Source organism: Pseudoalteromonas sp. MMG012 (genome assembly GCF_018100875.1).
In the GTDB taxonomy this organism is placed as follows: domain Bacteria; phylum Pseudomonadota; class Gammaproteobacteria; order Enterobacterales; family Alteromonadaceae; genus Pseudoalteromonas; species Pseudoalteromonas aurantia.
Window position 1 is genome coordinate 1 of sequence record NZ_JAGJEF010000023.1, and the last position, 19,081, is coordinate 19,081.

At 40.6% G+C, this 19,081-nt stretch carries 20 protein-coding genes; 18 read left to right on the top strand and 2 right to left on the bottom strand.

Translation table 11 applies throughout. From position 1 onward, the window contains the following. Nucleotides 1-304: 304 nt before the first annotated feature. The 5 genes from lexA to J8L97_RS09995 all read left to right on the top strand — a co-directional run bounded on the left by lexA (nucleotide 305) and on the right by J8L97_RS09995 (nucleotide 5,385). Nucleotides 305-922: a transcriptional repressor LexA gene (lexA, locus tag J8L97_RS09975; RefSeq protein ID WP_210997760.1), complete on the top strand. Its 618-nt coding sequence runs from the start codon at nucleotides 305-307 to the stop codon at nucleotides 920-922. A gap of 292 nt (nucleotides 923-1,214) precedes the next feature. After that, on the top strand, nucleotides 1,215-2,360 hold the full coding sequence (gene coxB, locus J8L97_RS09980; RefSeq protein ID WP_211049237.1) for a cytochrome c oxidase subunit II: 1,146 nt from the start codon (nucleotides 1,215-1,217) through the stop codon (nucleotides 2,358-2,360). After that, nucleotides 2,357-3,943, top strand: coding sequence for a cytochrome c oxidase subunit I (gene ctaD, locus J8L97_RS09985; RefSeq protein WP_211049240.1), 1,587 nt, complete (start codon nucleotides 2,357-2,359; stop codon nucleotides 3,941-3,943). Before coxB ends, ctaD begins: the two co-directional genes overlap by 4 nt. Next, on the top strand, nucleotides 3,943-4,500 hold the full coding sequence (locus tag J8L97_RS09990; RefSeq protein ID WP_211049243.1) for a cytochrome c oxidase assembly protein: 558 nt from the start codon (nucleotides 3,943-3,945) through the stop codon (nucleotides 4,498-4,500). Before ctaD ends, J8L97_RS09990 begins: the two co-directional genes overlap by 1 nt. A 9-nt stretch (nucleotides 4,501-4,509) precedes the next feature. After that, complete coding sequence (locus J8L97_RS09995; RefSeq protein WP_211049246.1) at nucleotides 4,510-5,385, top strand: cytochrome c oxidase subunit 3; 876 nt, start codon at nucleotides 4,510-4,512, stop codon at nucleotides 5,383-5,385. Here the strand turns inward: J8L97_RS09995 and J8L97_RS10000 are convergent. After that, nucleotides 5,291-5,593, bottom strand: coding sequence for a DUF2909 family protein (locus J8L97_RS10000; RefSeq protein WP_211049250.1), 303 nt, complete (start codon nucleotides 5,591-5,593; stop codon nucleotides 5,291-5,293). The two genes, J8L97_RS09995 and J8L97_RS10000, sit on opposite strands and share 95 nt — an antisense overlap. A gap of 12 nt (nucleotides 5,594-5,605) precedes the next feature. Here J8L97_RS10000 and J8L97_RS10005 point away from each other — a divergent pair, with 12 nt between their 5' ends. The 13 genes from J8L97_RS10005 to J8L97_RS10065 all read left to right on the top strand — a co-directional run bounded on the left by J8L97_RS10005 (nucleotide 5,606) and on the right by J8L97_RS10065 (nucleotide 17,984). Continuing rightward, the gene (locus J8L97_RS10005) at nucleotides 5,606-6,334 is read left to right on the top strand and encodes an SURF1 family protein (RefSeq protein WP_211049252.1); all 729 of its coding nucleotides are present in this window, start codon (nucleotides 5,606-5,608) and stop codon (nucleotides 6,332-6,334) included. Continuing rightward, nucleotides 6,331-6,822 (top strand): transmembrane cytochrome oxidase associated protein, encoded by a 492-nt coding sequence (locus J8L97_RS10010; RefSeq protein WP_211049255.1) that lies wholly within the window; start codon nucleotides 6,331-6,333, stop codon nucleotides 6,820-6,822. Before J8L97_RS10005 ends, J8L97_RS10010 begins: the two co-directional genes overlap by 4 nt. 8 nt (nucleotides 6,823-6,830) lie before the next feature. Continuing rightward, nucleotides 6,831-7,829: a heme A synthase gene (locus J8L97_RS10015; protein WP_211049258.1), complete on the top strand. Its 999-nt coding sequence runs from the start codon at nucleotides 6,831-6,833 to the stop codon at nucleotides 7,827-7,829. Next, complete coding sequence (gene cyoE / locus J8L97_RS10020; protein ID WP_211049261.1) at nucleotides 7,826-8,728, top strand: heme o synthase; 903 nt, start codon at nucleotides 7,826-7,828, stop codon at nucleotides 8,726-8,728. Before J8L97_RS10015 ends, cyoE begins: the two co-directional genes overlap by 4 nt. Further along, nucleotides 8,728-9,321: an SCO family protein gene (locus J8L97_RS10025; protein ID WP_211049265.1), complete on the top strand. Its 594-nt coding sequence runs from the start codon at nucleotides 8,728-8,730 to the stop codon at nucleotides 9,319-9,321. Before cyoE ends, J8L97_RS10025 begins: the two co-directional genes overlap by 1 nt. A 169-nt stretch (nucleotides 9,322-9,490) precedes the next feature. Continuing rightward, nucleotides 9,491-9,763, top strand: coding sequence for an STAS domain-containing protein (locus tag J8L97_RS10030; RefSeq protein ID WP_192506128.1), 273 nt, complete (start codon nucleotides 9,491-9,493; stop codon nucleotides 9,761-9,763). Nucleotides 9,764-9,772: 9 nt separating this feature from the next. Next, complete coding sequence (locus tag J8L97_RS10035; protein ID WP_192506127.1) at nucleotides 9,773-10,135, top strand: response regulator; 363 nt, start codon at nucleotides 9,773-9,775, stop codon at nucleotides 10,133-10,135. Between the two features lie 14 nt (nucleotides 10,136-10,149). After that, the gene (locus J8L97_RS10040; protein ID WP_211049268.1) at nucleotides 10,150-12,243 is read left to right on the top strand and encodes a chemotaxis protein CheA; all 2,094 of its coding nucleotides are present in this window, start codon (nucleotides 10,150-10,152) and stop codon (nucleotides 12,241-12,243) included. After that, a complete protein-coding gene (locus tag J8L97_RS10045; RefSeq protein WP_211049271.1) occupies nucleotides 12,240-12,749 on the top strand; it encodes a chemotaxis protein CheW in 510 nt (169 codons plus the stop codon). Before J8L97_RS10040 ends, J8L97_RS10045 begins: the two co-directional genes overlap by 4 nt. Before the next feature lie 12 nt (nucleotides 12,750-12,761). Next, nucleotides 12,762-15,470 carry a methyl-accepting chemotaxis protein gene (locus J8L97_RS10050; protein ID WP_211049273.1) on the top strand — a complete coding sequence of 903 codons (2,709 nt, stop codon included), beginning with the start codon at nucleotides 12,762-12,764 and terminating at the stop codon, nucleotides 15,468-15,470. 45 nt (nucleotides 15,471-15,515) lie between these two features. Next, nucleotides 15,516-16,337, top strand: coding sequence for a protein-glutamate O-methyltransferase CheR (locus tag J8L97_RS10055; RefSeq protein WP_211049276.1), 822 nt, complete (start codon nucleotides 15,516-15,518; stop codon nucleotides 16,335-16,337). Continuing rightward, entirely contained in the window at nucleotides 16,330-16,947 is a 618-nt protein-coding gene (gene cheD / locus J8L97_RS10060; protein WP_192506122.1) for a chemoreceptor glutamine deamidase CheD, read from the top strand. Before J8L97_RS10055 ends, cheD begins: the two co-directional genes overlap by 8 nt. A gap of 8 nt (nucleotides 16,948-16,955) precedes the next feature. Further along, nucleotides 16,956-17,984, top strand: a complete 1,029-nt coding sequence (locus tag J8L97_RS10065) for a chemotaxis response regulator protein-glutamate methylesterase (protein ID WP_211049279.1) — start codon at nucleotides 16,956-16,958, stop codon at nucleotides 17,982-17,984. 17 nt (nucleotides 17,985-18,001) lie between these two features. On the opposite strand, the gene J8L97_RS10070 is transcribed toward J8L97_RS10065, so the two are convergent. Then, nucleotides 18,002-19,048, bottom strand: a complete 1,047-nt coding sequence (locus J8L97_RS10070) for a polysaccharide deacetylase family protein (RefSeq protein WP_211049281.1) — start codon at nucleotides 19,046-19,048, stop codon at nucleotides 18,002-18,004. Nucleotides 19,049-19,081: the final 33 nt, after the last annotated feature.

Here is a 19,081-nt window from a genome sequence, read left to right on the forward strand (position 1 = left end):
ATTAATCAGCATATCACTTCCTATTAAATAACGTTCATTTTTTAGCGTTTTGTTTTATAAGTTTTTTATCAATTCTAGATGCGATTACCTTTGAATTTATAGGCTGTGGCTAATGTGTATAGGAGAGGAGGTTTTTAAATTAAGCCGGTGAAATAAACCGATTTGAGAAAGCCTAAAGATGTTAGGTCATATCGCTATTTGCCTCCCCATTTTGCAGCTTCACCTATTTTTATGACAAATATTTGCGATTTATATCTAACTGTATATACTCACAGTAAATAATACTGTATGGAAAACCAGTTGTATGCGACCTCTGACAAAAAGACAAGAACAAGTATTTGAACTCGTTAAAGTATTTATTAAAGATACAGGAATGCCACCAACACGTGCAGAAATTGCAGATGCATTAGGCTTTAAAAGTGCAAATGCTGCAGAAGAGCACTTGAAAGCACTGGCAAAAAAAGGGGTTATTGAGATGGTCCCCGGAGCAAGTAGAGGAATTCGATTAGCCGTCGAAGATGAGGCAGAGCAATTAGGTCTCCCTTTGATTGGCAGGGTTGCTGCTGGTGAACCCATTTTAGCACAGCAACACATCGAAACGCATTGCCAAGTCGATCCGTCTTTATTTAAGCCTGTGGCCGACTACTTATTGCGGGTTAATGGGATGAGTATGAAAGATATTGGTATTATCGATGGAGATTTACTAGCAGTACATCGTACTCAAGTGGCTGAAAATGGACAAGTAGTTGTTGCCAGAGTGGATGAAGACGTAACTGTAAAGCGCTTAGAGAAAGCAGGTAAACGTGTTTTATTACACGCAGAAAATGACGACTTTTCAGCGATTGAGGTTGACTTGGAGCATGAGTCTTTTGCAATAGAAGGCTTAGCAGTTGGTGTGATAAGAAATGGTAATTGGATGTAATTACATCCAATAGCATCAACTTCATTAAGTAAAATGGTGAGTTTATCTCTAAATTCACCTGTTTCACTTAGATTTTAATTCTATTGTGCTAAATAAATTCAAACACTTCCCCTCTAGTTGTTTAAAAACACCTTAAAACTTGCAAATTGCTTATTTATTGACTAATTAGTTAATAGTCACGCAGTTTAGCATTCGACGAAAGTCGCAGCTCATGACAGTCATCCGATAATAAAAACACCATGCGCATTTTAGTGAAAAGGTCATTTACTAGCGTAAAATAAAGGGGCGTCACATGAAAGCATGCCATGCGTTTGTAAGCTTATTCGTTTTATTACTCTCGTTTAGTGCGACCAGTAATAGTGCTTACAATATGCGACAAGGAGTGACAGACATAAGTCAAAATGTCTATCAACTCCATATGACTATCTTCCTGATATGTTGTGTTATAGGTGTCATCGTTTTTGCGGTGATGTTTTGGGCACTCATACATCACCGAAAATCTAAAGGCGCTATTGCAGCTCAATTTCACGAAAGTACCAAAGTAGAAATTCTTTGGACTGCGATTCCATTTGTTATATTGGTCGTAATGGCTATACCGGCTACTAAAACGTTGATAGCGATGGAAGATGCAAGTAAAGCAGATCTAACCATTAAAGTGACCGGCTCTCAATGGAAGTGGCATTACGAGTACATGGGCCATGATGTAGATTTTTACTCTGTACTTTCCACACCAAGAGAGCAGATGAATGATAAGGAAGAAAAGGGTGAGCATTATTTGTTGGAAGTGGACAAAGCATTGGTTATACCGACCGGAAAAAAAGTACGATTTCTGATGACCTCTGATGATGTAATTCATTCTTGGTGGGTCCCCGACTTTGCAGTGAAAAAAGATGCAAATCCCGGTTTTATTAACGAAGCTTGGACTAATGTAAATGAGGCAGGAATTTATAGAGGACAATGTGCTGAGCTATGTGGAAAAGATCATGGGTTTATGCCAATCGTCGTTGATGCAAGGGCGCCTGATGAATTTGATCTCTGGTTGGTTCAGGCCAAACAACAAAAATCGATAGAAGCGGCAGCAAGTGCTGCATTACTAGATCAAACGTTAAGCAAAGAAGAATTAATGGCCGTTGGGGAGCAAGTTTACATGGGTTACTGTGCAGCATGCCATCAACCAACAGGAATGGGATTACCTGGTGTGTTTCCTGCCTTAAAGGGGAGCCCTATGGTGACAGGTGATTTGCAACCTCACATTGATATTTTACTTAATGGTAAACCAGGAACAGCCATGCAGGCATTTGGGAAGCAACTGTCTATCAAACAAATTGCTGGTGTTATTACCTATAAGCGTAATAGCTGGGGTAATGATACTGGTGAAGTGGTTCAACCTAGTCAAATACAATTAGAAATAGACGCGACTAAGGAGAAAGAACAATGAGTACATTGGTTGAATCTCAAGAGCAAAACCATGAACACCACCATATGCCGAAAGGATTTAAGCGTTGGCTTTATACAACAAATCATAAAGATATAGGATCTCTGTATTTAATTTTTTCTCTGACTATGTTCATCGTCGGAGGGGCGATGGCAATGGTCATTCGCGCCGAGCTATTTCAGCCTGGACTGCAACTAGTCGATCCGCATTTTTTCAATCAGATGACTACCGTGCATGGTTTAATTATGGTTTTTGGGGCTGTAATGCCAGCGTTCACGGGGTTAGCAAATTGGATGATACCCATGATGATAGGCGCGCCAGATATGGCGTTACCTAGAATGAATAACTGGAGCTTTTGGATCCTGCCATTCGCTTTTTCAATCCTATTAATGTCATTGTTTATGGAAGGTGGTGGGCCAGCTTTTGGTTGGACATTCTACGCGCCACTATCGACGACATATAGCAATGATAACACCGCGCTATTTGTATTTGCGGTTCATATAATGGGGATCAGCTCAATTATGGGGGCAATTAATGTGATTGTAACCATAGTCAATTTGAGAGCACCAGGTATGACTTGGATGAAGTTACCGTTATTCGTATGGACGTGGTTGATCACCGCATTTCTTTTGATAGCGGTTATGCCTGTATTAGCAGGTGCTGTCACTATGGTATTAACTGATAAGTATTTTGGCACTAGTTTTTTTGACGCAGCAGGTGGTGGTGATCCGGTAATGTTCCAACATATATTTTGGTTCTTTGGCCATCCAGAGGTATATATCATGATTTTGCCCGCTTTTGGGATCATCTCCACCATTGTACCAACCTTCTCACGGAAAAAATTATTTGGATACGCCTCAATGGTGTATGCAACTTCTTCAATCGCACTGCTTTCTTTTGTTGTTTGGGCACATCATATGTTTACTACTGGGATGCCACTGGCTGGCGAGCTATTTTTCATGTATGCGACTATGTTGATCTCGGTTCCAACAGGGGTGAAGGTATTCAATTGGGTGGCGACGATGTGGCGAGGGTCAATAACGTTCGAAATCCCAATGCTGTTTTCCATTGCCTTTATTGTGTTATTTACGTTAGGTGGTTTCTCAGGCTTGATGCTAGCAATAACACCTGCTGATTTTCAATATCATGATACCTATTTTGTCGTTGCGCACTTTCATTATGTATTGGTAACCGGTGCCGTGTTCTCAATTATGGCAGGAGCTTATTATTGGCTACCGAAATGGACGGGCCACATGTATAACATTGCCCTTGCAAAATGGCACTTTTGGTTGTCATTAATAAGCGTTAATGTCTTATTCTTTCCTATGCATTTTGTCGGTCTTGCTGGTATGCCTCGGCGTATTCCTGACTACGCCCTCCAGTTTGCGGATTTTAACGCCATAATAAGCATTGGCGGCTTTGCTTTTGGGTTATCGCAGTTATTGTTTGTTTTGGTTGTTTATAAATGTGCTCGTGGTGGAGAGTCTGTCCCAAGCAAAGTTTGGGATGGAGCTGAAGGGCTTGAGTGGGAGGTTGCATCCCCTGCACCATACCATACCTTCAGTACTCCGCCAGAGGTTAAATAATGGAACACAGTGTCTTATTAAAGAAATTATTGTTGAGTGCGGTGGCAATGTTTGCTTTTGCTTTTGCATTAGTGCCTCTTTATGACGTGTTTTGTGATGTGACGGGCCTTAATGGCAAGCCGAATATGGAAGTGGCGGCGCAAAGCCAACAAATTGTCAACTCCAGAACGGTTGATGTGAGCTTTACGACCCATGCACAACAAAGTGCGCCATTTGCCGTGAAAGCGCAGCAGTATATGGTCCAAGTTAAACCTGGTGAGATGACGGAAGTGATATTTTCAGCACAAAACTTAAGTAAAAGTGCACGAGTTATGCAAGCCGTTCCTTCAGTTTCTCCAGGAAGAGCAGCAAAGTATCTACATAAAATGGCATGTTTTTGTTTTGATAAGCAAGCGTTTGCTGCAAGTGAGCAACTTGAGTTCAAGTTATTATTTTATGTAGACACAGAGTTACCCCTTGATGTGAAAGAGTTAACGTTGTCATACACCGTATTTGATATTAGTGACTCAGCACAAGCCAATATTCATACTGTGACTGCAAGTGCAGTCGCAAGTTAGGAGAGATTCGTGGAACAAAAATATGAAAACTATTATGTACCAGAGCAAAGTCAGTGGCCAATAATTGGTGCCGTCGCAATGTTTTTAGTTGCCATCGGTGCTGGCTTGACTGTCATGCAAGTTAATTCCGAAAATGCGAGTGGGAGTTATATTTTATATGCAGGGATTGGTGTTTTGATATACATGTTGTTTGGTTGGTTCAAACATGTAATTGAAGAGTCGCAAAAAGGGTTATATTCGGCGCAAATGGATCGTTCATTTCGTCAGAGTATGAGTTGGTTCATTTTTTCTGAGGTAATGTTTTTCTTAGCATTCTTTGGGGCATTGTTTTATGCCCGGGTGTTATCTGTGCCTTGGTTAGGAGGAGCCAGCAATAATGCGATGACTTACGAGGTGCTTTGGCCGAACTTTGAGGCCGTTTGGCCGCTGTTAACTACGCCAGCTGGTGATACCACAAATGCGATGGGGTGGCAGGGCTTACCGTTAATCAACACAATTATTCTTTTAACTTCTTCTGTCACAATTCATTTTGCACATGTCGCTATAGAGCGTGATGAACGAGCAAAACTGAAAGTATTTTTGAGTTTAACTGTGTTACTTGGCGTGGTGTTCTTAGGGTTGCAAGTCGCAGAGTATATGCATGCCTATAATGATCTGAATTTGACATTACAATCAGGGCTTTATGGCAATACATTTTACTTGCTTACAGGGTTTCATGGTATGCACGTGACACTAGGCACTTTGATGTTAATGGTTGTTTTACTGCGTATATTCAAGGGGCATTTGGACTCTAAACAACACTTTGCTTTTCAAGCGGCTGCTTGGTATTGGCATTTTGTTGATGTTGTCTGGTTGTGTTTGTTTGTATTTGTGTATGTTCTATGAGTAATGGTGTGCTATTAAGCGGAAGAAGTTCAAATAGTGCACTACATAAGATAAGTAAAATCACAAACACAGAGTAAATAACCCGGCGCCCGAGGTAAAAAGACATAGGTTTATTTCCTTGAGTGTTAGAGACCATTAAATAAAGTGCTCTAAATAGGTTGAATAAGATAAATAATAATAAAAATACGATAACAAGTTTAATCAACATTTAGAGGCCTATATGCAAGAAGTGAGTCGTTACAAGCTTAGTTCAACTTTGGTGACATTGGCAGTAATACTTATTGTTACTGTGTGTTTATTGCTCGCGCGATGGCAATGGTTAAGGGGGGAAAATAAAGAATCACTACTCAAGCAGGAGCTGGCACACTTAGCTGCGCCGAGGTCTGATTTAAGGAAGTTTCTGGTCACGTCACCGGATCTGCTTCATAGTGCAAAAATAAAAGTTGTGGGGCATTTTGTACAGGGGAATATCTGGTTTTTAGATAACAAAGTTATTGAAGGTCAAACAGGATATGACGTGGTGACCCTATTTGACGCCAATAACCTTAATGGAATGCTGCTTGTTAATTTAGGGTTTGTGGCAGCACCTGCATCTAGAACATTACCTTTATTGAATTTGCCGGATGAGCAAATAGAGCTTAACTTACAGATTAAGAGCAAGGATATTCAAGGTTTTACGCTAGCATCACAGCCAGCAATGGATATTAATCAGCCTAATTTACTTCAATATATCGACCTATCTTATTTTTTGAATATTACTGGGTTAAGTATATATCCATTTTTGACGTATCAAGTAGGTACCCAAGCAGTTGTTGGGCAACCGCATTATCAAGCTGTAGTTATGTCTCCTCAAAAGCATCAAGCCTATGCGCTGCAATGGTTGTTAATAGGCATATCCGCTGCTGCAATTGGATATTTTATGTTGAAAAAAAAGGAAGAAACTCAATGAAAAATAAACCAATGTGGTTATTTCTATGTTGCTGTAGTGTGCCATTTTTGCTTGCTTATATTGCAGTGTCTTTTAATTGGTTACCTGACCGTGTAACAAATAATGGAAAGTTCGTTGAGGGTGAGATTTCTATTGCAGGTTGGCAACAAGAGCCTGGCGTACTTTGGACCATTGCTTTAAATGCACCGATTCATTGTACACGAGCATGCACACATCAGTTAAATGATTTAACTAATACGTATACAGCGTTAGGGAAAAATAAAAAGCGGGTCAGTTTGGCTATTTTAGGGAGAGAGACAGGTGATAGTAAGATGCTGGCATATCCTAGTTTGACCGAACTGGAGGCCGGTAAGTTGTATTTGATCGATCATCGAGGGCTTGTAGTGTTGGCATATGATCATAGCTTTGATGCTCAAGAAAATCGTATGAATCATAAAGGAATGTTGAAAGATCTGAAGAAGTTGTTGAATTATGCAAGAAGTAGTTAGGGGGGAGTATGCAATATAATTATCGAAAAATAGCACTCTTCGGTTGCTTATTGGCTGCTGTAGTTGTCACGTTAGGTGCATATACGCGTTTAAGTAACTCAGGCCTTGGCTGCCCAGATTGGCCAGGGTGTTATGGCTTTATGTCAGTACCTACATTAGCTGAAGATGTGTTTGTTGCGCAGTCTCAGTTCCCTGAAAGTGAGATTGAACATGAAAAGGCTTGGATTGAAATGATCCATAGATATTTTGCGGCGATTTTAGGGTTACTTGTTCTGTTTTTATGTGTAATAGCGATTAAGTATAAGCGGGAAAGTCCTTTACCTACAAAGCTTGTTTGTTTATTAACCTTACTCATTTTATTCCAAGGCGCGTTGGGAATGTGGACGGTAACTATGAATTTGCAACCTTTTATAGTGATGGGGCATTTATTAGGGGGCTTTAGTATTTTATCGTTGTTGTCATTACTCTACTTTCGCGTTGCAACTAGTTTGAGTCCATTGGCTGACAAGGTATCTCACCGGTTTAAAATGGTACTGTTTGTCTTGGGAATATTGGTTATTCAAATTGCTTTAGGTGGTTGGGTGGCCGCGAATTATGCTGCACCTCATTGCACGGGCCTTCCTGCATGTAACAATATGGAGTTGTTTTCAATAAATAGCTTATTTCATTTACCAATTGGCCAAGAAAATTATGAGTATGGCGTATTACCATTTGAAACGAGGCTGTCTATCCATTTTGTTCATCGATTTTGGGCGCTGGTCACGTCAATTGCGATATTTGTAATGGCTATCAAGCTGTATGCACTCGCAACATCAACAACTTTCAAATATGCCATTCTCTGGGTCGTGGCATTATTGATTATTCAGTTGAGTGTGGGAGCGGCGATTGTATATTTACAATTTCCGCTACTTTTAACCCTCTTTCATAATTTTATGGCAGCTATGTTATTGACTAGCATGGTTAGGTTGTGTTTTTTAATCAAGTACCGATGTGGAGACGTAGTATGAAAACAGCGGTTATGAATCAAAGTGTGTATGCTTCTTGGTGGCACTCAGTGGGTAACTACATTGCCATTTGTAAAGCGAAAGTAGTGGCCATGTTGGTAATCACTGCTTGGGTTGGTATTGCTTTGGCGCCAGAGATGGATCGCAGTTGGGTATCCCAAATAATGAGTTTATTGGGTATTGGTGCTTTAGCGGCAGCGGCAGCGGCCGTTAACCATGTTGTCGACAGAGAAATAGATCAAAAGATGGCGCGAACGCGACACAGACCTGTCGCGACGGACCGATTAACGGTGCGTGATGCATTGTTATTTTCCTCAGGGTTGACCGTGATAGGAGTTGTTGTTCTTTTACAGTGGAGTAACCTACTGTGTACAGTATTAACGCTGCTAGCTCTTTTAGGTTATGCCGTTGTTTATACCTTATTCTTAAAGCGAGCAACCCCCCAAAATATCGTGATTGGTGGATTAGCTGGTGCGATGCCGCCACTTCTTGGCTGGGTAAGTGAAACTGGGCAGTTAGATGCAGAGCCTTTACTCTTAGTCATGATTATTTTTGCTTGGACCCCTCCACACTTTTGGGCATTGGCTATAGCCCGAAGAAATGACTATCAGCGTGCTAATATTCCGATGTTGCCTGTAACTCATGGTACACAGTTCACGCAACTATGCATGATTGTTTATACCATATTACTCGCACTTATCTGCATTGTACCTTATCTAATTTCGATGTCTGGATGGTTTTATTTAGTGTGTTCAAGTCTATTAAATGGTTGGTTTATCGTTAAAAGTGTGAGTCTGTATTATTGGCCCTCAGATGAGAAAGCGATGGCGCTTTTTCGTTTTTCAATAAGTCATTTACTGCTACTATTTATCGCTCTTTTTGCAGATAAATGGATTATGTAATGCGTTATATCTTACTTGGGATCGTTTCGGTTTTATTACTTGGGTGCTCAGAAAAACCGGTGGTATCTGATTTGACGGTTCATTATCAACAGCCAAAACTTATCAAACAATTTGCGTTAACAGACCAACATGGCGAAACGTTGACTGAGCAAGATTTACTAGGACAATGGACATTGTTGTTTCTAGGGTATACGAGTTGCCCTGATATTTGTCCGATGACATTGGCGAAACTTGCTCAAGTACATCAACGATTACAAAATAGTGTTCCATTGTCTATTTGGTTTATATCAGTAGACCCGCAAAGGGACACTGTTGAAAAGCGTCAAGCATATATAGACTATTTCAATCACGAGTTTAAAGCGATGAGTGGGCCTCACGCGACATTATTTCCGTTTGTACGTGATATTGGGTTAATTTATGCGATTAATAACAGTGAAGACTCAGAGTATTATGTTGATCATAGCGCGTCGGTGGCATTGATTAATCCAAATGGTGAATTAGCGGCTATTTTCAAGGCTAAATACACGGCAAATGAAATTCCATTGATTGATGTTGCTACGCTGATCTCTGATTTTAACCTTATTGCAATGTAAGAACAGAAATACGGGATAATGTGCTTGAATTATAGTGCGCGTTTTTCCGGTATTTATAGCTAACACGCTAATTATTTTTACCTTTTTTGTATTAACTTTTATGGCATTTTTTACATCTGCGTCTAAGCTGAGTTTATAAATATAAATTTACAAGGACAGTGCCCTGCATATGTTAAAACTTTCACCTGAGTTGACGATAAGTCAAGTTGAAGATTTACATCAGCAGTTACAGCAAGAACTGCATGTAGAGCATGACGTTTGTATTGATATTTCTGAAGTCTGTAGAGCTGATACGGCGTCAATTCAATTGCTTTGTGCGTTACAAAAACATCTCCAGAACATCAATCATCAAATAGTCTGGCACGGGCAAAGTACTGCGTTTACTAATGCAGTCGATGAGTTAGGGCTAGTACAATATTTAGCCCTAGATAGTGTTAATTAAGAGGTCTGTATGAAAAAGATTTTGGCTGTAGACGATTCTGCATCAATGCGACAAATGGTCGGATTCACATTAAAAAAAGCGGGTTTTGATGTAACTGAGGCTAAAGATGGCAGTGAGGCGCTTAGTATTGCAAAGCAGCAGGGGTTTGACGCCGTTATATCTGATGTGAACATGCCTGTGATGGATGGTATTACCTTAATTCGAGAACTGCGCTCGCTACCTAATTATAAATTCACCCCATTGTTAATGTTGACTACTGAATCGGGTTTAGATAAGAAAACCGAAGGTAAAGCAGCAGGGGCTACAGGGTGGATTGTTAAACCGTTTAACCCGGAGCAGTTGTTAGCGGTATTAAAAAAGGTTATTCGTTGATCTAGGAGTGCCTTATGAGTATTGATTTAAGTCAATTCTTTGAAGTTTTTTTTGAGGAAAGCTTTGAAGGGTTAGATGCAATGGAAGCCGAGTTACTTAATTTAGAACCAGGCGCTGAAGACTCCGAAACGATCAATACAATTTTCAGAGCCGCACATTCTATTAAAGGTGGCAGTGGCACTTTTGGCTTTACGTCAGTGTCCGATTTTACCCATGTTTTAGAAACACTTTTAGATCAGATCCGTGATGGGCAACGTCAATTAATTGCTGAGCATGTAAACTTGTTACTCAAATCAGTCGATTGTTTGCGGGCTTTATTGGGGGCACTTCAAGCAGAACAAGCACCAGACCTTAGTGAAGCCAATGAACTAAGGTTAAAATTTGAAGTGATTCTCGGTATGAGTGATGGTGTGGCTGAAGAGTCTGTTGAGTCACTTCCAGAGTCTTCAGGAGAGTCTACTTACCAAATTGATTTTAAGCCTTTGCCTCATTTGTTTAAAACCGGTAATGAACCCCTCTACATGATTAGCGAATTAGCTGAACTTGGAGAATTAGAAACCACAGCTTTCTATGATGGGATCCCAAGTATCGAAAATTTAAGTCCAGATGAGTGCTTTTTAAGTTGGCGATTTTTTTTGACAACCATCAAATCTGAATCAGCAATTAAAGAGATTTTTGAGTGGGTTGAAGATGATGCACATATTGAAATTACAATGTGCGGCGGGCTATTTGGTAAGGTCGCCAGTAACGCAGATGTAGAAACAGAAAATGTCAATACTGAGAGTAATAGTGGCCTCGAAACGCCATCTCCAAAACCGGTTAAAGCTGAAATTTCAGTCAATTCTCCCGGGAAAAAAGCTGAACCAAAAAAACCATCAGAACAAAGCTCCACGTCTATTCGAGTGGGTATTGATAAGGTCGATTCTCTGATAAATATGGTTGGAGAACTTGTTATTACACAAGCCATGCTGAGTCAAATCGGAGAGCAGGATATAACAGAGACGACCATTACTTCATTACAGGAAGGTTTGGCGCAGCTTGCTCATAATACCCGAGATCTGCAAGAAAATGTTATGCGTATTAGAATGTTACCTATTAGCTTTGTATTCAGCCGCTTTCCTCGCTTAGTCCGAGATATATCACAGAAACTTAATAAGCAAGTTGAGTTGAAACTGTTAGGGGAACAAACCGAACTGGATAAAACGGTTATGGAGAAAATTTCCGATCCAATGGTGCATTTAGTGAGAAACTCTTTGGATCATGGATTAGAGACTCCTGAGCAGCGAGTTGCTGCGGGCAAAGATCCAGTAGGCACTGTTACCTTAAATGCATTTCATCAAGGAGGAAACATTGTGATCGAAATTATGGATGATGGGCAAGGTTTAAATACAGAGAAAATTAAAGAAAAAGCCATTGCAAATGGTCTGGTGCAAGAATCTGATGAGCTCAGTGCAGATGAAATAAATGAACTTATTTTCATGCCAGGTTTTTCTACTGCAGACGCAGTGAGTGATATTTCTGGCAGGGGAGTGGGTATGGATGTTGTGCGACGAAATATTCAAGCATTAAATGGCTCTGTTGAGGTGTCGTCTGCACCAGGTGTTGGTTCAACATTTACAATACGTTTACCGTTAACATTAGCGATTCTTGATGGTCAATTAGTCAAGGTTGCTCAGCACACTTACATTATTCCACTCATTTCAATCGTTGAATCGTTACAAATTGATATTTCAAAAGTCAGTCGCGTTGGCAAAGATTTGGATGTATTGAGGCTAAGGGATGAATATATCCCGATTTTGAGACTCTACGACATTTTTAGCCATCAAGGAGCAATTGAGGAGCTTGATAAAACACTCTTAGTTGTTGTGGAAAGTGACAACCATAAAGTTGGCTTACTTGTTGATGATTTATTAGCCCAGCAACAAGTCGTAATTAAGAGCCTTGAAGCTAACTATCAAAAGGTGGATGGAGTATCGGGTGCAACAATACTTGGTGATGGTCGAGTATCATTGATTATTGATATTAGCGGTTTGATAAAACTAAGTGGTTTAAAGCGGCCTGGATCACAAGAGCTTCTAGTAGAAGCGAAAGCTGTTGAGGTTGCATGATGAATGAACAAGCTGATTTAAACCAACAATTAATTCTAGGCGGTCAACAAGATGAAGATCAGTACCTTACATTTATGATGGCTGGTGAAGAATATGGAATGGATATCTTAGCAGTTCAAGAGATTAGAGGTTGGGAGGATGCCACCGTTATTCCTAATGCCCCAGCGTTTGTTAAAGGGGCGATTAACTTACGAGGGACGATAGTCCCCATTATTGATTTACGGTTACGCTTTGGGATTGAAAGTGTGGCGTATGGCCCTCTAACTGTTGTAATTGTTGTGTCAGTTGAGATAAAAGATCAGCTCAAAGTAATGGGCTTAGTCGTAGATGCGGTCTCGGATGTTTATAGTATTTCTGAGGAAAAGGCCAAAGATGTTCCTGATTTTCAGGATTCTGATAATGCACAATATGTACATGGCTTAGTAAATGTCGGCGAGAAAATGGTTGTGTTACTTAATTTAGCGAGAGTGTTAGATTTGAGCGCAAATTATATGCAGCATGGGTAAGGTGGAGAGAACATGAGTAATCATAATTTACAGGGGCCAATTAATAATAAATTGATGTATGTTGGCATCGCTCAAATTGCCTGTATTGCTTTGGCATTTAAGCTTATAGGTATTGATCTGACACTGATAAATAGTGCAATGATGTTGGTGCCTATTATTGCTGTATTAGCTTGCGTGTTGTATTTGAAGCATTGCTTTAGTCATTATCTCGCTCAACTTGAGTGCGTTGAGCGCGTTTTGCCGTTTTTACAAGTTCAAGAGATAGAAACAATAGCCACGATTGATTTTAGTCATTACTCGCAATTACACCGTGCTTTGACCGCACAATCAGAGCAGTCCCCTAAATCTGATAAAAGTCATATAGATAGTTTAATTAGAGCCTTGCGAGTGTGCCAAGCAAACATCATGGTCGCTGATACAGATCTTAATATTACGTATCTGAATGATTCAGTAGCCCAAATGTTAAAAGATAACGAAGCTAAGTTACAAGAGAGTTTGCCAAGTTTTCGTGTAGATGGCTTAGTTGGCAGGAATATTGATGCATTCCATGTAAATCCCGCACATCAAAGGAGTTTATTAGGGAGTCTGTCTCAGGTATATACGACAAAGATTAAAGTTGCAGGCTTGACGTTTGAGTTAATAGCGACACCAGTATTCAATGATCAGCATGAGCGTATCGCAACATTGGTTGAATGGAAAGATATAACGGAAAAATTAGAGTTTGAGGAGAAGCAGCGAGTGCTGTCCGCACACACAGCTCGTATATCGAGCGCATTAGATGTGTGCCAAGCGAATGTAATGTTAGCCGATCCCGATTTGAATATTGTTTATGCCAATCACTCAGTATTACAAATGTTGACTGCTAATCAAGCACAGCTTAGAAGTGCGCTACCTAATTTTGATGCAAGTAAGTTAATTGGTGAATGTATCGATGTATTTCATGTAAACCCCAGCCATCAACGACACTTATTGGCGAAACTAACACAAACCTACAAGACAGACATTGAGGTGGCTGGCTTTATATTTGGACTGATAGCCACACCGGTATACGATGATAATAATGAAAGACTGGGTACAGTGGTTGAATGGGAAGACAAAACCAAACGTTTGGCTAAAGAGAAAGAAGAGCAAGAACGCGCAAATGAAAATTTACGAGTGAAGCGGGCACTTGATAATGTGGCAACGAATACCATGATTGCAAATGACGAACACAATATCGTCTATATGAACAAAGCCGTTGTTCATATGATGGGCAATGCAGAAAGTGATATTAAAAAAGATTTACCACATTTTGATAGTCGTACTTTACTTGGCTCAAATATTGACATTTTCCACAAGGATCCATCACATCAACGAAGTATGTTAGAGCGTTTGACATCAGTTTATAAAACGGAAATTTTAGTTGGTGGCCGGACATTTGGGTTGGTCGCTAATCCAATTATAGGTGCTGATGGAGAAAGAATTGGTACAGTGGTTGAGTGGAGCGATAGAACGGCGGAAGTAGCGATTGAAGCGGAAGTTAATGGGCTTGTTGTTGCAGCAGGTAAAGGTGATTTAAGCACTAGATTGGAAGAAGCGAATAAACAAGGTTTTTATTTACGTTTAACTCAAGGTTTAAACGAGCTTGTCGGTATTGTTGATGGAGCAGTGTCAGATACGGCACAAATGTTAGATGCGCTGGCCAATGGTGATTTAACACGCCGTGTTAATGCAAATTACCATGGTGCTTTTGACAAGTTAAAGCAAGATGCGAATGCCACTGCTGATAAATTAACCGAGGTGCTCAATCGAATTAATTCTTCCGCGACGCTGGTGGCCAGTGGTGCAGAAGAGATTTCACAGGGAAATACTGATCTAAGTCAAAGAACAGAAGAACAAGCTTCGTCATTAGAAGAAACAGCGTCTAGTATGGAAGAAATGACCAGTACGGTTAGACAAAATGCAGATAATGCAAAAATTGCAAATAGCTTAGCTGAGGAGACATGCGATAAAGCAATGCTCGGTGGTGAGGTTGTTAATCGTGCAGTCGCGAGTATGTCTGCAATAAATGAGTCGAGTAAAAAAATAGCAGATATTATTGGCGTGATTGATGAAATTGCTTTCCAGACGAATTTGCTGGCGCTTAATGCAGCCGTTGAAGCCGCTCGAGCGGGTGAACAGGGCCGCGGGTTTGCTGTAGTTGCAGGTGAAGTGCGCAATTTAGCACAGCGGTCGGCTGGTGCGGCAAAAGAAATCAAAGATCTGATCCGTGACAGTGTGGGTAAGGTTGAAGACGGTACAATTTTGGTTAACGAATCCGGAGAAACACTTAAGGATATTGTTGCCTCAGTAAAACGTGTTACGCAGATGATTTCTGATATAGCTGAAGCCTCGGTGGAACAAAGCTCAGGTATTGAGCAAGTGAATAAAGCGGTCACGCAGATGGATGAAATGACCCAACAAAATGCGGCTCTTGTTGAAGAAGCATCTGCCGCGGGTGAGTCGATGGCAGAACAAGCTAACAATATGAAAAGATTACTTAATTACTTCTCTTTGAATGAGGAATCGGAGGCCACAACGATGGGGTTATCGTCACAAACGCATTCGGTGCCTGAGGCATTAGCTAATCGCCCACCTCAAGCATCTGCACGTATTGAGCATTCCACTGCAAATGAGGGCGCTAATGCACCCGCAACAGGCAATCAATTTGCAGACAATTCGGAAGAGTGGGAAGAGTTTTAATACATGACATAGCGCTTTCTATTCAATAAAAAAGGAGCCTGTGGGATGCGGGAATTTACGTTTACTGATATGGACTTTAAAGTGATTTCTGAGCGGGTGTATCAAGCATGTGGTATTGTGCTTGGCCCGCATAAAAGAGAAATGGTTTATTCTCGAATTGCACGGCGAATAAGGGCGAATGGCCTCACTTCATTTACTGATTATTTGCGGTATTTAGAAACGCATAGTGATGCTGAATTTAGCCACTTTATTAATGCAATTACAACAAACTTAACGTCTTTTTTCAGAGAAAATCATCATTTCGAGTATTTATTGGAGCAAATTATTCCCTCACTTTTAGAGACGAATAGGGAGTCTCGGCGAGTACGAATTTGGTCTGCTGGTTGTTCTACGGGTGAAGAGCCATATAGCATTGCAATGACTATTATGGATAAATTTCCATCATCATGGGACGTGAAAATTTTAGCGACTGATTTAGATTCAAATGTACTTAGCAAAGCGCAACAAGGAGTGTATGAACCGGATACTATTACGGGTTTGGCAGCAAACCAGTTGAAATTATTTTTTCTAAAAAGCGCCGATGAAAAGGCATATAGAGTTAAACCACAGTTACAACAACAGATTTCATTTAAGCGATTAAATTTACTTGAAAACTGGCCTATGAAAGGCCCATTTGATGTGATTTTTTGCCGTAATGTACTGATTTATTTTGATAAGGAAACTAAAGATACGTTATTTAGGCGATATCATGAGATGTTATCACGTGATGGGCATTTGTTTATTGGCCATTCAGAAACGATGGGTAAAGAGCATGATGAATTTAAGAATTTAGGTAAAACCACGTATAAGAAGATATGCAATGGATAAGCAGTTCAAGTCAGTCATAAGTGGTTTTGAACATGTTAAGCGCTTTTGGGATTCCGGTCGTTCGATGGTGGTAGCAAAAGTGCTCCCAGGTGAATTTTATGTGTCTAAAAATGATGAATTAATATCGACAGTATTAGGTTCGTGTATTGCGGCGTGTGTGTATGATGATAGATTAGGCATTGGTGGTATGAATCATTTTATGTTGCCAGGAGTGAAAGGCATGGAAGAAATTCATGCTGATGATTTAAATTGTCGATATGGTCACTGGGCAATGGAATATCTTATAAATGAAGTGCTTAAAAATGGTGCTGCAAGAGAGAATTTAAAAATAAAGTTGTTTGGTGGAGGGAAAATAATCCGCTCAATGACTGATATTGGTGTTGGTAATATACGGTTTGCGAATGCTTATATTAAAGATGAAGCGTTAGATCTGGTATCACACGATGTTGGAGGGCCATGGCCTAGAAAGGTGGTGTTTCATCCTCAAACGGGAAAAGCACAGGTGAAAAAGTTGCGTGAAATGCATAATGATACGATAGAAAAGAGAGAAGTTAGGTATCTACATGACATTGAAACGCAAGACGCAAAAACTGATATAGAGTTGTTTTAGGAGGGAGCATGATTAAAGTACTCGTAATTGATGATTCTCCCTTAATAAGAGGGATACTAACAGAGGTATTGCAACAAGCCGCAGACATTCGAGTCGTTGGATGCGCAGAAGATCCATATCAAGCAAGGGAGTTGATTAAAACACTTCACCCTGATGTACTAACACTTGATATAGAAATGCCTAAAATGGATGGCTTAAGCTTTTTAAGAAATTTAATGCGTTTGCGACCTATGCCAGTAGTCATGATTTCGACATTGACTCAGCAAGGATCACCAGCCACGCTTGAGGCATTAGAAATTGGTGCTGTTGATTTTATTGCTAAACCAAAGGTGAATGTGTCAGAACAGTTACAAGCGTATGCTGATACATTACAAGAAAAGGTCAGAGTTGCTGCTCAAGCACGGATCAGGCCATTTAAGGCGTCAGATCACATTCCTCCAACGGTCATAGGCCAGTCACAACAGTATAAAGTCAACGCGATTTTGGCGATTGGAGCTTCGACGGGGGGAACAGAAGCAATTAAAGAAGTATTGATGAAGCTGCCAAAGCATGCTCCTGCTACTGTGATAACACAACATATTCCCCCTGTATTTAGTGCGTCTTTTGCACAACGTATGGATCGTTGCACGAGTGTGCTTGTTAAAGAGGCGGAACATGGAGATGTGTTGGGACCAGGTAAAGTATTCATCGCGCCAGGGGATAAACATTTAAAAATAGTGAAACGCGGCTCGGTGACGGTCTGTGAGCTGTATGATGGTGATCCTGTGAATCGGCATAAACCTGCTGTGGATGTTTTGTTTGATTCACTGATCCCATTGGCAAAACAAGTGAGTGCCGTGCTTTTAACCGGCATGGGAAGTGATGGTGCAAAAGGGATGTTAAAGTTGCGACAGAACGGAGCAAAGACTGCAGCACAGGATGAAGCGAGTTGTGTGGTGTGGGGTATGCCTCGGGCGGCTGTGCAGCTTGAGGCTGCACAGACTGTTATACCACTGAGTCGAGTAGCTCAGACATTGTTGTCATCAGTCACTAAGTAGAGGTGGCATGTTTGAGTTTAATTGTCGTGATGAGACTTAATAATTACCCATGGCTGCGAGTACCAGTAGTATTGACCCGGTTTCCCTTTAATCGGGGCGGTACAGTTATACCTTGAACGACCTAATGTCAGAACGTGTGAAGAAGTGATGGAGACACTTTTATCATTTAACCACGTTAGCTCAGCAGTGCCTCCCCCAGATATGAAGCAAGCTAATTGGCTAGTATGGAAGGGCTTGTTGTGGAAGGTGAGTGTGATTATTGGCTTTGATTGTGATGTCACTGAATTATCATATTGCGCAGCTGCGATTGAAAAAGCATTTGAATGTAATTTTGTCTTGAGCGTGTTTAAATCAGCATAAATTCCAGATGCCGGAAAACGTGGGATACGAGTGAAATCAGAGTACATGCTCACAGCCCCAGAATGCTGTCCTATGCCAATATAGCCTAACTCCGCAACAAGTTGTTGTAGTGCAGTGTTAAACTCGCCATAAGGGTAAGCTAATAGCTTTGCATTATGCCCCACTTCTTCTTTAATGCGTTGTTCTGACCAGGTGATATCTTGCTTAATTCGTGTGTACCACACGTCATGGGTTTCTCCCGTTAACTTTTTATGGAGATAATCATGTTGTGCACTGTGATTCGCGATCAATGCTCCTCGTTTGGCAAGCGTTCTTAATTCATCCCAAGTCATGACGTAACTTTGTTGTTCGTCAATGAGCTTGGGGTTGACGAAAATAGTATACGGATAGTTAAATTTTTCAAGTAAGGGAGCGGCATCTGTGATGTTGTTGTCGTAACCATCATCAAAGGTAATGGCGACCGTGTTAGGTCCTACCGCTAGACCATGCTTTAGTTTGTGTAAGAGTGTGTTTAATGGCACAACTTTAAAATTATTTTCTTTAAGATATTGAAGGTGTGCTGTAAATGTATCACTACTTACTGAGGTTACAGCGGGCAGCTTTTCGCTGACGTGATGATACTGTAATATTACTGCGGCATACACGCTGCGAGTCATCAACATTGAGGCCAAAAATACAATATGGGTCATTTTCTTAGCAAACATAAGTCCTACCACTTCGCTTTACTTTTACTTGCG